Raw genomic sequence first — 15,081 nt, forward strand, 5'->3', positions numbered from 1 at the left:
GAGGGAGACTCACCATCATGAGTGGATCGACTGTCCTGGTGACGCTGACCTATGGCGATCGCCTGAAGTACCTGGAGGAGCTGCTGGCAAGGGCCTTTCGCGAGCCCGACATCGCCCGTGCCATCGTCGTCAGCAATGCCTCGGTGGCCGAGCTGGACCACCTGTTCAAGCTCTGGCCCAATCGTGTCCAGGTGATCGAGCTCAGCAGCAACACCGGCTCGGCCAATGGCTATTGCGTGGGCATCGCCGCGGCGCTGAAGACCCGCTGCGACTACATCTGGCTGATGGACGACGACAACGCGCCGATGCCGGGAGCCTTCCCTTTGCTCAAGCAGCGCCTGCTCGATTGCGTGCAATGCCATGGGGCGGACCAGACCGCGGTGCTGGGCTTTCGCGCGGAGCACCAGGCGGACGTGGCCGCCGGCGTGCCGAAGTGCTTCCTCACGCCGCCGCGCTCCAGCTATTTCGGTTTCCATGTGCGCCAGCTGCCCTACAAACTCTGGCGCCGCACGCCCTGGGGCAAGCCCCATCCGCGCCCCATGGAGCCGCTGCTGGAGCTGCCGTTCGCCTACTACGGCGGCCTGCTGGCGCACCGTCGGCTGATCGAGCGCATCGGCCTGCCGCGTCGCGAGCTGGTGCTGTATGCCGACGACACCGAGTACACCTTCCGCATCAGCGCCGGCGGCGGCCATCTCTACCTGGTGCCCGGCGCCGGTCTGGATGACCTGGAGCGCTCCTGGAACCTCAAGCAGCGCACCTCCAACATCTACGAAACCTACCTGCTCGGCAGCTCCGACCTGCGCGCCTACTACGCCGCGCGCAACCAGGCCTGGTTCGACAAGAACCTGTGGATCACGTCGCCCCTGATGTACCGCTTCAACCGCTGGCTGTTCCTGCGCCTGCTGCACTTCTTCGCCCACCGGCACGGCCGCGAAGGTCGCTTGCAACTGCTGTTGCGCGCCATTCGTGACGGCGAGTCCGGCACGCTGGGCATGAGCCAGAGCTATCCGCTATGAAGCTGCTGTTCCTCAACACCCTCTATGCCCCGCACATCGTCGGCGGCGCGGAGGTGATAGTGCAGTCCATGGTCGAGGGCCTGCAACGGCGCGGTCATGCGGTGCAGGTCCTGAGCACGGGGCCTGACGCCGGCCTGCACAGCGAATCGCACAATGGCGTGCCGGTGCTGCGCGCCGGCCTGCGCAACCTCTACTGGCCGTACGGCGGCCAGCGTCCCGGCACGTTGCGGCGGCTCGCCTGGCATGCGCTGGACCGCTACAACCGGGGCATGCGCGATGTGCTGGCGCAGGTGCTGGCGCAGAGCGAGCCGGACCTCGTGGTGTGCCACAACCTGGCGGGCTGGTCGATTGCCGCCTGGGACGCGGTCCGCGCGGCCGGGGTGCCCATCGTGCAGGTCCTGCACGACCAGTACCTCACCTGCCCGCGCGGGATGCGTTTCCACAATGGCCGGCAGTGCCAGCAGCAATGCACCTCCTGCGCGCTGCTGCGGCGCTCCCATGCGCAGGCGTCGGCGCAGGTCGACACGGTGGTCGGCGTCAGCCGCTACCAGCTGGCGGCCCTGGTCGATGCGGGCTACTTCGCCTACAGCCAGCGCTACGTCGTCTACAACTGCGCGCCGTTCGCCCCCTGGCAGGAGACGCCGGCTCCGCTGCCGGAGCGTCGTCCGCTGCGCTTCGGCTTCATCGGCTCGCTGACCCCGAACAAGGGCGTGGAGTGGTTGATCGAACAGTTCCAGAAGCAGTCCCTGGACGCCTCGCTGCTGATTGCCGGACGCGGTGAGGCGACCTACGTGAACATGCTGAAATCCGTCGCCGACCCCCAGCACGTGCACTTCGTCGGCTATCGCAATTCCTCCGCTTTCTTCTCTGAAATCGACGTGGCCGTGGTGCCCAGTATCGGGCCGGAATCCTTCGGCCTGGTGGCGCTGGAGGCCTGCGCCCAGCACCTGCCGGTGATCGTTTCGACCCGTGGCGGCCTGGTCGAGATCGTCCGCGACGGGCTCAACGGCCTGCACTGCTCGCCGGAACGCCCCGACTCGCTGGGCGAGGCGATCCGCCGTCTTGCCGAGAATGCGCCGCTGCGCCAGCGCCTGGCCTCCCGCGCGCGGGAGAGCGTCGCATCGATGCTCAGCATCGAGAGGATGCTCGATGAGTACGAAACCGTCCTGCAGCACACCCTGCTCAGCCGTGGAGTTCGCCATGGATCTGCAATCGCCGTATCCGCGCTTTGAGCCCACGGCCGGGATCACCTTCGACCGCTCGCTGCTGGCGCTGGCGGTGGTGATTTCGGTGCTGCTGGTGGAGACCTTCAACGGGGCCCTGCGCTTCTACAGCGATCAGGTCGGGCTGTCGGCGCTGATCTACGTGCCGAAGGCGGGCTGTGTGGTCGCGGTGGCCTGGGAGCTGTTCACCCGTCCGCAGCATCGGGGCCTGTGGCTGCTGCTGATACTGGCGGCGGCCTCCCTGATGCTCGGCCTGCTGCATGGCGCGTCCGCGCAGGCCGGGGCCTTCAGCATCTTCATCTATGCGCCGCTGCTGTTCGGCCTGCTCTGCGGTCCCTACCTCGAGATGCACCGCAAGGTGCTGGGCTGGACGATCTTCTTCTGCCTCGTCGCCTCGCTGGGGGGTATCGCGCTGGACATGACCGGCCACGTGCCGTGGAAGGGTTACACCTACGCCATGGGCGGCGTACAGATCAGCGCCAACCGCGCCTGGAGTGCCTACGGCCTGGACCGCATCGCCGGCTTTTCGCGGATGTCTTCGGCGCTGGCGATCATGCTGGCGATCTTCAGCCTGTACCTGGGCTCGTTCCGTCTGTCGATGCTGCTGCGCTGGGTGATCTACCTGGTCGCGCTGGTGGGGATAGTCCTGACCACCAACAAGACCTCCGCCGTTGCCTTCGTCATCGTCCTGCTGGTGATGAACCTTGCCCACCACCGCTTGCTGTTCCTGCTGGCCGTGCTGATGGTGGTATTCGGCGCGCTGGCGCTGCCGCTCTACGGCCTGTTCGGCGATGTCGAGCCGTACCTGGCCAGCTCCAGCAGCGAAAACCTGCTCGGCTCGATGGTGGATCGCCTGGTCAACACCTGGCCGGGGGTGATCAGGGTGATGATGGTCAACGACTGGGCCTTCACCGGCGCCGGGCTGGGCATGACCGGCAGCGCCTTCGCGCAGTTCCCGGTGTTCGGCATCGACCAGCTGGCGGTATCGGACAACACGCTGCTCTATCTCTGGCTGCTGTTCGGTGTTGCCGGCGTCGGGCTCTACGCCCTGGCGATTCCGCTGCTGATGCGCCTGCAACTCCAGCCGGGGCGCGAGGCGCGCGCGCTGCTGGGCATCACCTACTGCATCCTGCTGATGGGCTGGACCAGCGACGTGCTGGAGGCGCAAGTGCCGAGCCTGTTCCTCGGCCTGGCCATCGGCCGGGCAGTGCGCTCACCGCAAGAGCTGGCCACGCCGCCGGCGCCCCAGGCCTGGCGTCTGCAGGGCAAGGGCGGACTGATGAGCCTGCTGCTGGGCGGGCTGCTGTTGTTCGCCGGGGCAGGGCCGGTGCCCCGTGCGCTGGCCAATGAGACGCCAACGCCGGTGGCCGAGCCGGTTGCGCCGGAGTTCATCGTCGGCGCCAGCACGCACCAGAACATGCGTCCGGGCAACCGCGAGGCCATCAACCGCCTGGCGCAGCAGGCCGGCATCCTGTCCTTCCGCGACGATGCCTTCTGGTCCAGCGTCGAGCGCGAGCCCAACGTGCTGTCCATCTACGACACCTGGCGCACGCAACTGCGCAGCACCCGCAGCCTGGGCATCAGCACCCTGCTGATCCTGGGTGTGGAGAACCAGTTCCACGGCAATGGCAAGCCGCGCGACGAAGCTTCCCGCGCCGCCTACCTGCGCTACGTGCGCTACGTGGTGCGCAACTTCAAGGGACAGGTGGCGATCTACGAAATCTGGAACGAATGGGATGTGGAAAACCCCACCGACAAGCGCTTCAGCGACGATTACCTGACCCTGATCCGCGCTACCGCCCAAGCGATCCGCGAGGAGGACCCGCAGGCTCGGATCATCGCCGGCGCGGTGACCCTGCGGGGTATCCGCGAGGGCTTCGCCGACCGTCTGCTCGCCGGTGGGTTGCTGGACCTGGTGGACGGTCTGTCGCTGCACCCCTCGGTGTATTGCGAGGGCGCACTGGCGACCCCGGAGAACTGGCTGGCGTGGTTCCAGGGGGTCAATCAGCAGTTCGAGCGCAGTGCCGGCAAGCCGGTGCCGTTGTACTTCACCGAGTTCAGCTGGCCCTCCAACGAAGGGGGGTGCGGGCTCAGCCTTGAACGCCAGGCTGCCTATCTCGCACGTGCCTACGTGCTGGTGCGCAGCGTGCCCAACGTGAAGGGCTCCTGGTGGTACGACCTGGTGGACGACGGCATCGACCGCCGCGAAATGGAGCACAACTTCGGCCTGCTCACCGCCGATGGCCGGCCCAAGCCGGCCTACCACGCGATGGCCAGCGTGGCCGGGATCATCGGCCACTACCGCTTCCTTGGCCGGGTGCCCAATGCCGACCCGAACGTCTACCTGATGCGCTTCGCCAAGGCCGGCGACGAAGTGCTGGTGGCCTGGACCCTGGGCCGCGAGCAGACCCTGAAGGTCACCAGCCAGCCGGGCCATTCCGACACCCTCTGGCGCCTGCGGGACTTCGACGGCGTGAGCGACCGCCAGGGCCGGAAGGTCCCCTGGATCTGCCCCGAAAGCGGCGGTCCCTGCCAGGCCGAGATCCTTATCGATAACGCACCGACGCTGCTGCGCAGCGCTCCGGGCTACCAGTTGTCGCTGCGCTGAGTGCAGCGCGACGACGCGCGAGAGGGCTTCCATGATCGTTATCAATGCGCGCTTCCTGTCCCAGGAAATCAGCGGCGTACAGCGCTTCGCCGAGCAGATTTCGCTGTCGCTGGCGCGCCTGCGCGGCGACGTGCGCTTCGTCGCGCCGCCCGGTCCGTTGCCGCGGGAGGAGGTTGCCCGGCGCCTGCATGTCGAGCGCATCGGGCGCAACCATGGGCACCTGTGGGAGCAGGTCGACCTGCCGCTGTGGCTGTTGCGCAATGGGCGGCCGCTGCTGGTGTCGCTGGGCAACACCGCGCCGCTGGCCTACGGCCCGCAACTGGCGACGCACCACGACATTGCCTACGTGCGGCACCCGGAGAGCTATGCCTGGCGCTTTCGCGCGCTGTACCGGACGCTGACCCCGCTGATGCTGCGGCGGGTGCTGGCGCTGGTGAGCGTCAGCGAGTTCTCCCGCGAGGAGATCGCCTCGTACTACCACTTCCCCCGCGAGCGCATCCATGTGATCGCCAACGCGGTGTCCTCCGCGTTCTGCCCAGGTCCCGTGGCCATGGGCGGGCGGCCCTATTTGCTGGCGGTGTCCTCGCCGGCGGCGCACAAGAACTTCGCGCGGATGATCGAGGCGTTCGACCTGCTGCATGACCTGGACGTCGACCTGCACATCGTCGGCTCCGCCGGTCGCAGCTTCGCCGAGAACCGGTTGCAGTCCAGCGGGCAGAGCGAGCGTGTGCGCTGGCTGGGGCGAATCGAAGACCGCCAGTTGATCGACGAGTACCGGGGGGCGTCGGCCTTCGTCTTCCCCTCGCTGTACGAAGGCTTCGGCATACCGCCGCTGGAAGCACAGGCCTGCGGCTGCCCGGTGATCGCCGCGCGCAGTGCGTCGATCCCCGAAGCGCTGGGCACCTCGGCGCTGTACTTCGACCCCACCGATACCCAGGCCCTGGCCGCGGCGATGCGCCACGTGCTGAGGGACGCAAAGTTGCGCGCCAGCCTGCGCCACGCCGGGCTGGAGAACGTCCTGCGCTTCTCCTGGGACCTTTCCGCCCTGCGTCTTTCCACCCTCATCGACTCCTTTCTAGCCGAACGCGCGGACTATCTGCCGCGCTTCAGACCGCTCGAGTAGCCCGGTTTCCGGCTGCCGCCCCACGAAGGCAATTCCCATGAAAGGCATCATTCTCGCCGGAGGCTCCGGCACCCGCCTGCACCCCATCACCCTCGGGGTGTCCAAGCAACTGCTGCCGATCTACGACAAGCCGATGGTGTACTACCCACTGTCGGTACTGATGCTCGCCGGTATCGACGAGATCCTGCTGATCTGCACCCCTACCGACCTGCCCAACTTCTGCGCACTGCTCGGCAGCGGCGAGCAGTTCGGCCTGCACCTGCGCTATGCGGTGCAGCCTTCGCCGGACGGCCTGGCACAGGCCTTCCTGATCGGCGAGGAGTTCATCGGCGACGACTCGGTTTGCCTGGTGCTGGGCGACAACATCTTCTACGGCCAGAGCTTCACCGCGACCCTGCGCGAGGCCGCCTCGCGCGAGCGCGGCGCCACCGTCTTCGGCTACCAGGTGGCCGATCCCGGACGCTTCGGCGTGGTGGAATTCGACGCCGCCGGCAACGTGCTCTCCATCGAGGAAAAACCACGGGTGCCGCGCTCCAACTACGCGGTGACGGGGCTGTATTTCTACGACAACCGGGTGGTGGAGATGGCCCGGCAGATCCGCCCCTCGGCGCGGGGCGAACTGGAGATCACCGACATCAACAACCTCTACCTCGAACTCGGCGAATTGCGCGTGAGCCTGCTCGGGCGCGGCTTCGCCTGGCTGGACACCGGCACCCACGAATCGCTGATGGAGGCCGGCCACTTCGTCCAGACCATCGAGGCGCGGCAGGGGCTGAAGGTCGCCTGCCTGGAGGAAATCGCCTTCCAGCAGGGCTGGCTGTCCACCGAGGGCCTGGCCCTGCAGGCCGAGCGTCTGGGCAAGACCTGCTATGGCCGCTACCTGCAGCAACTGCTGCGCGATGCCCGGCCCTGAGCCTGCTCGCCGCCCATCCGGGCGCCGTGAGGTTTTCCATGTCCATTCATTCCAAGGGAATACTGCGGGCCAACCAGTCCCTCCTGGCGCTGGCTCACCGTCTGCTCGATCTGCTGGTCATCGTCCTGTCCGGGGCGATTCTCCTGAGCGACGGCAGCGGTATGCCGGACGCCCGCGTCTGGGTGTCGGTCCTGCTGTGCGTGATGCTGTTCCACTGGCTGGGCGAGCTCAACCGGCTCTATGGCTCCTGGCGGGGCGAGTCGATGTTGCGCGAGTCGCTGCTGGTCACCAGCTACTGGTCATTGACCTTCTTCGCCGTGCTGCTGCTGGACGCGGCGCTGCGCCACGGCATCGTCATCGATGCGCGCCGCTTGGCCTGGTTCGCCACCGCGCTGCTGGTGATGTGCACCTACCGCCTGCTGCTGCGCATGCTCCTGCGCCTGGCGCGCCGGCATGGCTTCAACAGCCGCAACGTGGCTATCTACGGCACCGGGGAAGTCGGCGCGCACCTGGCCTCGACCATCCTCGAAGCGCCGTGGATGGGCCTGCGCCTGGTCGGTTTCTACGACGATCGCCCGCAGCAGATGGCGCTGGAGGAGCGGGTGCCGGTAAAGGGCGGGCGCCTGGCGCTGATCGAGGCGGCGCGCAGCGGGCAGATCGACAAGGTCTACCTGACCCTGCCGCTGTCCCGCGAGCCGCTGCTCAACGAACTGATTCGCGAACTCTCCGACACCACGGTGTCGGTCTACCTGATTCCCGACCTGTTCATGTTCGACCTGCTGCATGCACGCAGCGAGAGCATCAACGGCCTGGAAACCATCAGCATCTTCGACACCCCCATGGACGGGCCCAACGCGGTGCTCAAGCGCATCGAGGACGTGGTCCTCGCCTCGCTGATCCTGCTGCTGGTGTCGGTGCCGATGCTGCTGATCGCCGTGGCGGTCAAGCTGACCTCGCGCGGCCCGGTGCTGTTCCGCCAGACCCGATACGGGATGGATGGCCGGCCGATCCGCGTGTGGAAGTTCCGCAGCATGACCGTCATGGAAGATGGCGCGCAGGTGATCCAGGCCTCGCGCAACGACTGCCGCGTCACCCGGCTGGGCGCGTTCCTGCGACGCACCTCGCTGGATGAGCTGCCGCAGTTCATCAATGTGCTGCGCGGCGAAATGTCGGTGGTGGGGCCGCGGCCCCATGCGGTCGCCCACAACGAGCAGTACCGCCGTCAGGTCAACCACTACATGCTCAGGCACAAGGTCAAGCCGGGAATCACCGGCTGGGCCCAGGTCAACGGCTGGCGTGGGGAAACCGACACCCTGGAGAAGATGCAGAAACGCATCGAGTTCGACTTGGACTACATCGAGAACTGGTCCGTCTGGTGGGACCTGAAGATCGTTGGGTTGACCCTCTTCAAGGGCTTCGTCAACCGCAACGCGTTCTGAGGCAGTCCCCCTATCAACACCCTGCTTCAAGGAATGATCACCATGAAAACTCTGTTCGTGATCGGTCTTGTTGTCGGCAGTCTGACGCTACAAGGCTGTGTATTTTCCCCCGGTCAGCACATGACGGACTCCGATATCGAGAAAGAGGCACGGGACCAGGGCATGCGCATCACCCTCGTCCCCATCACCCCGCAGGTGCTGCAAAGCCAGGACATGGCCCGTGCCAATCAGCAGTTGCCGGCGGAACTGCTCAGCTACCGGCCGCAGCAGGGCGAGTACGTGATCGGCGCAGGGGACGTGCTGCTGGTCACCGTCTGGGATCACCCGGAACTGACCAGCCCCGGCTCGACGCAGCAGATGGAAGCCAACGGCCGCGTGGTCGGCGCCGACGGCAATATGTTCTTCCCCTACGCCGGCACCGTGGCGGCGGCGGGCAAGACGCCGACGCAACTGCGGGGACAACTGGCCAGCCGGCTGGCGAAGAAGGGCATCGTCGACCCGCAGGTGGACGTGACCGTGCTGCGCTATGCCAGCCAGCACATCGTGATGTCCGGGGCCTTCCAGAACGGTGGGCAGGTGGAACTGAACAACACGCCGACGACGCTGGTGCAGGCGGTGAGCAAGGCCGGCGTGGTGGCCGGCGAGGCGGACCTCTCGGGGTTGACCCTCAAGCGCGACGGGCGTGAATACCTGATCGACGTCGACGCGCTCAACCGCAGCGGCTCCAGCCTGAGCGGCGTCTACCTGAAGAACGGCGACCAGATCCACCTGCCGTACAACGACCGCAAGAAAGTCTACATCGTCGGCGAGGTGCACCAGCCGACCGTGGTGACCTACCGCACCACCGGCCTGAGCCTGCTGGAAGTGCTGGGCAACGCGGGCGGTCTCAGCCAGGAAACCTCCGACGCCGATGCCGTCTACGTGATCCGCGCCGGCGACCTGCAGCCGGGCGCCAATGGCGGTCAAAATGCCCTCACGGCACAGGTCTTCCACCTGGAAGCGAAGAAACCCACGGCCTTCGCCCTGGCCCGTGACTTCGCCATGCAGCCCCAGGACGTGGTGTTCATCGGCCCGGCCAACATCACCCGGTGGAACCGCTTCATCAGCCAGCTGCTGCCATCGGCATCCTTCATCGGCACCAGCGCCACCGTCGGCCACAAGTAACCAGAGGCGGACGTTTCGCCCGAAGGGAAAATTCGCACGTTGCAGTCGGACTGGCCACATGGACGGCCGGGTGCCCGGCTGGCGACCATCCGCCGGCTTGCACAGGGTTGTGCACGCTCTTTCGGACAAGCAGAACTCAGCACTGTGTTTCTGCATTTTCTTGGGCATCCCCTAGCAATGCCCATAACCCGCCCGTGTTGCAGCACGGGCGGGTTTCTTTTTTTTCCGTCCCTGGAAACCTTCAACCAGTCCCTTCAGCCAGTGGGGGTACCTCGTCAGAGGAGCAGTCCCGCAAGGGTGCGGCGTGCTACTCTATATTCCATATAGAAATTACATAGTAATAATTAATTCTTTTTTGATTTATAGAGCTTCTTTTATCGTTGCCCCTGCGCTGTCGCGAGGACGACTGGCAAATGCGGTTGGGGTGGCGGTTTTTCGCCAGGATGGGCGATGTTCGTGGCGGTTTCCCGCTTAGTGGTCTGGAGGAAAATATCCGCTGGCAAGTCTGAACGTCAGATTTGACGGGGGATTTGGCAGGCAAGGCCGGTTGGCCTGGGGATTGCCTAGCCAGTGACGCATGCCCAGTGCATCGCCACGACAACAAGACACGAGAACAGACCATGCCCTCCCTTTCAGCTATTGCCTTCCCGCCTGCTTGCCTGCGCATCACCCCTGCCTAGGGGAGCGTTGCTTCACCACTGAATAACCGTTGCCGCGCGTGTCCGCACGTACGCGCCGTGGCCTCTGCTTGCCGTTCGGTTGGGCTCCGGGGGAGTCAGCTGTCGCGCTGAATGGCCTGTTTTCCAAGATCAATAAATGGGGAAATTCCAATGAAAAGCCGCACTCTCACGCAATCGAGCCTGGCGCTCGCCATCGCTGCCGCGGGCCTGGCCCAGTCGGCCTTCGCCGGCGGGTTCGTCGAGGACAGCAAGGCCAGCCTCACCCTGCGCAACTTCTACATCAATACCGACAACCGCAACGGCACCGCCGCGCCGAGCAAGCAGGAAGAGTGGGGCCAGGGCTTCCTGCTCAACTACACCTCCGGCTATACCGAAGGCACCGTCGGCGTCGGCGTCGATGCGCTGGGTCTGCTGGGGGTTCGTCTCGACAGCGGCAAGGGCACACATTACAACCCAACCAGCTCGAACTTTTCCGGGACTGTCTTCCCCACCGACAGCGATGGCCGCGCGGTGGATGATTTCTCCCACCTGGGCGCCACCGGAAAGGTGAAGGTGTCCGCTACCGAGCTGCGCTACGGCACCTTGCTGCCGAAGCTGCCGGTGGTGACCTACAACGACGGCCGACTGCTGCCGCAGACCTTCGATGGCGGCCAGGTCACCTCCAACGAGTTCAAGGACCTGACCCTGATCGGCGGCCAGCTGGAACACATGAAGGGCCGCAGCTCCAGCAACAACGAAGGGCTGTCCATCGCCGGTGCCAACAACGCCCGCACCGGTGAGTTCGTCAACAAGTTCTACTACGGCGGCGCCGACTACAAGCTGACCAAGGACCTGACGCTGCAGTACTACTACGGCAACCTGGAAGACTTCTACAAGCAGCACTTCCTGGGCCTGCAGCACAACTGGGCGATCGGTCCGGGCGTGCTGAAATCCGACCTGCGTTACTTCAACAGCAGCGACGACGGCAAGAACGGCCACGACAAGAACTTCTACACCACCGGCTACTACGGCAACGGCGTGACCAAGGGCGAAGTCGACAACCGCGCCTGGAGCGGCCTGTTCACCTATACCCTGAGCGGCCACAGCTTCGGCGCCGGCTACCAGCAACTCAGCGGCGACAGCGACTTCCCGTTCATCAACAACGGCGACGGCGCCACCGCCTACCTGATCACCGATGTGCAGATCGGCAAGTTCCTGCGCGCCGGCGAGAGCACCTGGCAGGTCCGCTATGGCTACGATTTCGCCCAGGCCGGCCTGCCGGGCCTGACCTTCCAGACCCTGTACCTGCACGGCGACAACATTGACACCAAGTACGGCGACAAGAGCGAATGGGAGCGCGACGTTTCCCTGGCCTACGTGATCCCGGACGGCACCCTGAAGGGCCTGGGCTTCACCTGGAAGAACGCTGCCCTGCGCAGCGGCCTGCCGGTCAGCGGCAAGGGCACCGCGACCCAGCGTGACCAGGACGAGAACCGCCTGATCGTCAGCTACACCATCCCGCTGCTCTAAGCCCCGCGGCTTTTTCATGTCTGCGCTTCGTGCTTTTCGTAGGAGCGAGCTTGCTCGCGAACAAGTCCCGTTGTGAGGCGATTCGCGAGCAAGCTCGCTCCTGCAAGGTGATCCGCTGCGCATGAAAAAGGCCGTCGCTCCGGTGGGAACGACGGCCTTTTTTCCTGCTTCGGCGAATCAGCGCTTCTGCGGCGCCGGCTGCTGCTGGGTGATGCAGTGGATGTTGCCGCCGCCCAGGAGGATCTCGCGGCCCGGCACCATGACCACTTCGTGCTCGGGGAAGATGCGCTTCAAGGTGGCTTCGGCCTCGGCATCCGCCGGGTCGTCGAAGCGCGGGGCGATGATGCCGCCGTTGACGATCAGGAAGTTGACGTAGGAACCGGCCAGGCGGATCGACGGATCGCGCGGCTGGGTGCCGATCACCATGTCGATGCCTTCGCACTCGGCCTCGGTGGCATGGAGCGGGCCGGGAATGACGATCTTGTGCACGGTCAGCTGGCGACCCTTGGCGTCGCGGGCGGTTTCCAGCACACGCATGGCGGCCTGGCAGCGCGCGTAGTTCGGGTCGTTGACGTCATCGGTCCAGGCCAGCAGGACTTCGCCGGGGCGCACGTAGCAGCAGAAGTTGTCGACGTGACCGTCGGTCTCGTCGTTGAACAGGCCGTCCGGCAGCCAGATCACGGTGTCGATGGCCAGGTGATCGCGCAGGTTGGCTTCGATCTCCTCGCGCGACAGGTGCGGGTTGCGGTTGTGGTTGAGCAGGCACTCCTCGGTAGTGATCACGGTGCCTTCGCCATCCACGTGGATCGAACCGCCTTCGAGCACGAAGCCTTCGGTGCGGTAGCCGGCGCAACGCTCGATACCGAGGATCTTGCTCGCCACCTGGTCATCGCGGTGCCAGGGGAAGTACAGGCCGCCTTCCAGGCCGCCCCAGGCGTTGAAGGTCCAGTCCACGCCGCGCACTTCGCCCTTGTCGTTGGTGACGAAGGTCGGGCCGGTGTCGCGTACCCAGGCGTCGTCGTTACTGATTTCCACCACGCGGATGTTGCTCGCGTCGGCCAGTTGGGCGCGGGCATTCTCGTACTGACCGGCGGAGACGCCGATGGTCACCGGCTCGAAGCGGGCGATGGCGCGGGCCACGGCGCTGAAGGCGGCCTGTGCGGGCTTGCCGCCCAGGCGCCAGTTGTCCGGACGCTCGGGCCAGACCATCCAGGTCTGGCTATGGGGTTCCCATTCCGCCGGCATGCGGAAGCCATCGGCGCGGGGAGTGCTGGTCAGAGTGGTCATGGGGCGATCCTTGGTGAGGGCTTCGCAGAAGGGTGCGCAAGCCGATACTTATCGATGCGCTCCACCCATCCTACGCAGTGGGTTGTGTCAGTCGGGAGGGCGTCGCCAGCGAGCGTTGCAAGAGGGCCAGTATAGGCCGGTAGTCGCGGCGTCGCGTTGGGCGTCTCCCAGGTTGGGAGAATTTATAGCCGATAAAAATCGGTTTATGAAGGGCGTTTATGAAATATTTCGCCCGTCTATCCGGATTTTTATCGGATAAAAATCGATTTAAGGCAGGGGTGTGGGCCGTTTCGGCAGGCAAGGCGGCAGGTACAGCGACAGGTAGGCATCGATCACCCGCATGCCTTCCTCGGCCAGTCGTTCGGTGATCTGCCCGTGGCGCTGCACGGAAAGTGCGTAGACGCGGTCGCCCAGTTCGATGGCCAGGCTGAACACTTCGATGTCCTGCGGCAGCGGCGGCAGTTCGAAATGCCGCTCGAACAGCTGACGCATCGCCGCGCCCAGCTGCACGTCATGCTGGCTGTCGGCCTGGGTGACTTCGGCAAGGCCGTGGCTGGCGAGGATCAGCTGGCGTGCGGCGGCGTCGCCTGTGTACACCGCCAGGGTGCGTTGCTCGACCAGGTGCGCAAGGTCGCGCCAGTCGCGCAGGGCGCCGTGGTCGACGGGCTGTTCCAGGCAGGCGCGGAAGGCGGCATGGACGTCGCTGGTGAGGCCCTGGAGCAGGGCCGGCACGCTGGGGAAGAAGTGGTAGACGGAGGAGGGCGGAATGCCTGCGCGCTCGGCCACCGCATAGATCGACAGGCTCGCCGCGCCGCTTTCGGCCAGCAGCGCGCGGGCGGCGTCGAGGATCACGGCGATGCGCGCCTGGCTGCTGGCGCGGGGCTTGCGAGTGGGGGCGGGCATGTCGATCTCCGGAGCGGGTCGGCTATTGGACGCCAGCTCCGGGGCGCTCGGCAAGTCAGCCTCCACCGGCGCGCAGCTTGCCCCAGAGTTCGGTGATCACCGGAGCGGTCTTCTCCGGCGCGGTTTCCAGGGCGAACAGGCGGCGCTTGGTTTCCTGGTCGGGATAGAGGCCGGGCTGTTCGCGCAGGGCGGCATCGAGGAACTGCGCGGAGTCCTTGTTGCCGTTGGGGTAGAGGGTGGCGGCGGTGATCTGCGCGGCGACCTTGGGCTGCATCAGGTAGTCGATGAATTTGTGGGCGAGGTCGGGCTGCTCGGCAGCGGTGGGGATCACCAGGTTGTCGATGAACAGCACCGAGCCTTCCTGCGGCACCAGGAAGCGCACCGGCTGACCGGCGTTGGCGGCGTTCAGCGCATCGCCGACCCAGGCCATGGCGACGCACAGCTTGCCGTTGTTGAGGTCCTGAATATAGCGCTCGCTGTCGATGTAGCGCAGGTTCGGGCGCAGCTGGGTGAGCGCCTCGCCGGCACGGCGGATCTGCGACGGTGCGCTGCGGGCGAAGTTGCGCCCTTGGTAGTTCATCAGCACCGAGAAGGCTTCGTCCGGCGCGTCCAGCAGGCTCATGCCGCAGCTCTTCAGGCGCTGGCTCTGTTGCGGGTCGAACAGCAGGCTCCAGCTGTCGGGCAGTTTGCCGCCGAAGGCCTTCTCGGCTTCCGGCTCGTTGATCGCCAGGCCCACTGCGCCCCACAGGTAGGGCACGGCATGCCGGTTGTTGAGGTCGACCGCGGCCAGCTTGCTCAGCAGTTGACTGTCCAGGTGGCTGCGGTTGGGGAGCTTGGCGAAGTCCAGCGGCTGGATCAGGTTCTTGCGGATCAGCGCGGGCAGGTCGTTGTGCGAGGGGACGGCGACGTCGATGTGTTCGCCTGCTTCCAGAGCTTTGAGGAGTTCTTCGTCGGTGCTGTAGGTGTGGTACTCGACGCGAACGCCCGTGTCCTTCTCGAAGTCCTTGAGCACTTCGGGTGCGATGTAGTCGTTCCAGTTGTAGACACGGATGACCTGGTCGGCCCATCCGGACAACGGGCACAGCAGCAACAACATCAAGGCGTACAGGCGTGGCATTGGCGATCTCCCTGATTTGACCACATGCGGATGCGGCCGGAGCCGCTGATGGCGCAACAGCAAAGACGACAGGTGCGATGCACGCCCGGACGGGCGGGA

The 15,081-nt window shown here is 65.7% G+C and carries 11 protein-coding genes; 8 read left to right on the forward strand and 3 right to left on the reverse strand.

The genetic code is table 11. The features are described 5' to 3' along the window. The first annotated feature begins 17 nt into the window (after positions 1 to 17). From ACQ5BL_RS12580 to ACQ5BL_RS12615, 8 genes are all read left to right on the forward strand, one after another. Complete coding sequence (locus tag ACQ5BL_RS12580) at positions 18 to 1,016, forward strand: glycosyltransferase (RefSeq protein WP_430293149.1); 999 nt, start codon at positions 18 to 20, stop codon at positions 1,014 to 1,016. Next, positions 1,013 to 2,248: a glycosyltransferase family 4 protein gene (locus ACQ5BL_RS12585; RefSeq protein ID WP_430293150.1), complete on the forward strand. Its 1,236-nt coding sequence runs from the start codon at positions 1,013 to 1,015 to the stop codon at positions 2,246 to 2,248. The genes ACQ5BL_RS12580 and ACQ5BL_RS12585 overlap by 4 nt, the downstream gene beginning before the upstream one ends. Then, entirely contained in the window at positions 2,217 to 4,847 is a 2,631-nt protein-coding gene (locus ACQ5BL_RS12590) for a GH39 family glycosyl hydrolase (RefSeq protein WP_430293151.1), read from the forward strand. The genes ACQ5BL_RS12585 and ACQ5BL_RS12590 overlap by 32 nt, the downstream gene beginning before the upstream one ends. Before the next feature lie 31 nt (positions 4,848 to 4,878). Further along, positions 4,879 to 5,970 (forward strand): glycosyltransferase family 4 protein, encoded by a 1,092-nt coding sequence (locus ACQ5BL_RS12595; protein ID WP_430293152.1) that lies wholly within the window; start codon positions 4,879 to 4,881, stop codon positions 5,968 to 5,970. 37 nt (positions 5,971 to 6,007) lie between these two features. Continuing rightward, the gene (gene rfbA, locus ACQ5BL_RS12600) at positions 6,008 to 6,883 is read left to right on the forward strand and encodes a glucose-1-phosphate thymidylyltransferase RfbA (protein ID WP_430293153.1); all 876 of its coding nucleotides are present in this window, start codon (positions 6,008 to 6,010) and stop codon (positions 6,881 to 6,883) included. A gap of 38 nt (positions 6,884 to 6,921) precedes the next feature. Continuing rightward, the gene (locus tag ACQ5BL_RS12605) at positions 6,922 to 8,322 is read left to right on the forward strand and encodes an undecaprenyl-phosphate glucose phosphotransferase (RefSeq protein ID WP_207886694.1); all 1,401 of its coding nucleotides are present in this window, start codon (positions 6,922 to 6,924) and stop codon (positions 8,320 to 8,322) included. 42 nt (positions 8,323 to 8,364) lie between these two features. Then, positions 8,365 to 9,486 carry a polysaccharide biosynthesis/export family protein gene (locus tag ACQ5BL_RS12610; RefSeq protein WP_430293154.1) on the forward strand — a complete coding sequence of 374 codons (1,122 nt, stop codon included), beginning with the start codon at positions 8,365 to 8,367 and terminating at the stop codon, positions 9,484 to 9,486. A gap of 830 nt (positions 9,487 to 10,316) precedes the next feature. After that, entirely contained in the window at positions 10,317 to 11,675 is a 1,359-nt protein-coding gene (locus tag ACQ5BL_RS12615) for an OprD family porin (protein WP_430293155.1), read from the forward strand. 177 nt (positions 11,676 to 11,852) lie between these two features. Here the strand turns inward: ACQ5BL_RS12615 and aguA are convergent, their stop codons facing one another. From aguA to ACQ5BL_RS12630, 3 genes are all read right to left on the reverse strand, one after another. Then, positions 11,853 to 12,962 carry an agmatine deiminase gene (gene aguA / locus ACQ5BL_RS12620; protein WP_430293156.1) on the reverse strand — a complete coding sequence of 370 codons (1,110 nt, stop codon included), beginning with the start codon at positions 12,960 to 12,962 and terminating at the stop codon, positions 11,853 to 11,855. Positions 12,963 to 13,229: 267 nt separating this feature from the next. Continuing rightward, positions 13,230 to 13,865, reverse strand: a complete 636-nt coding sequence (locus tag ACQ5BL_RS12625) for a TetR/AcrR family transcriptional regulator (protein WP_430293157.1) — start codon at positions 13,863 to 13,865, stop codon at positions 13,230 to 13,232. 55 nt (positions 13,866 to 13,920) lie between these two features. Then, positions 13,921 to 14,982: a polyamine ABC transporter substrate-binding protein gene (locus ACQ5BL_RS12630; protein ID WP_430293158.1), complete on the reverse strand. Its 1,062-nt coding sequence runs from the start codon at positions 14,980 to 14,982 to the stop codon at positions 13,921 to 13,923. Positions 14,983 to 15,081: the final 99 nt, after the last annotated feature.

It is taken from the genome of Pseudomonas sp. B1-22 (genome assembly GCF_050474425.1).
Classification (GTDB): Bacteria; Pseudomonadota; Gammaproteobacteria; order Pseudomonadales; family Pseudomonadaceae; genus Pseudomonas.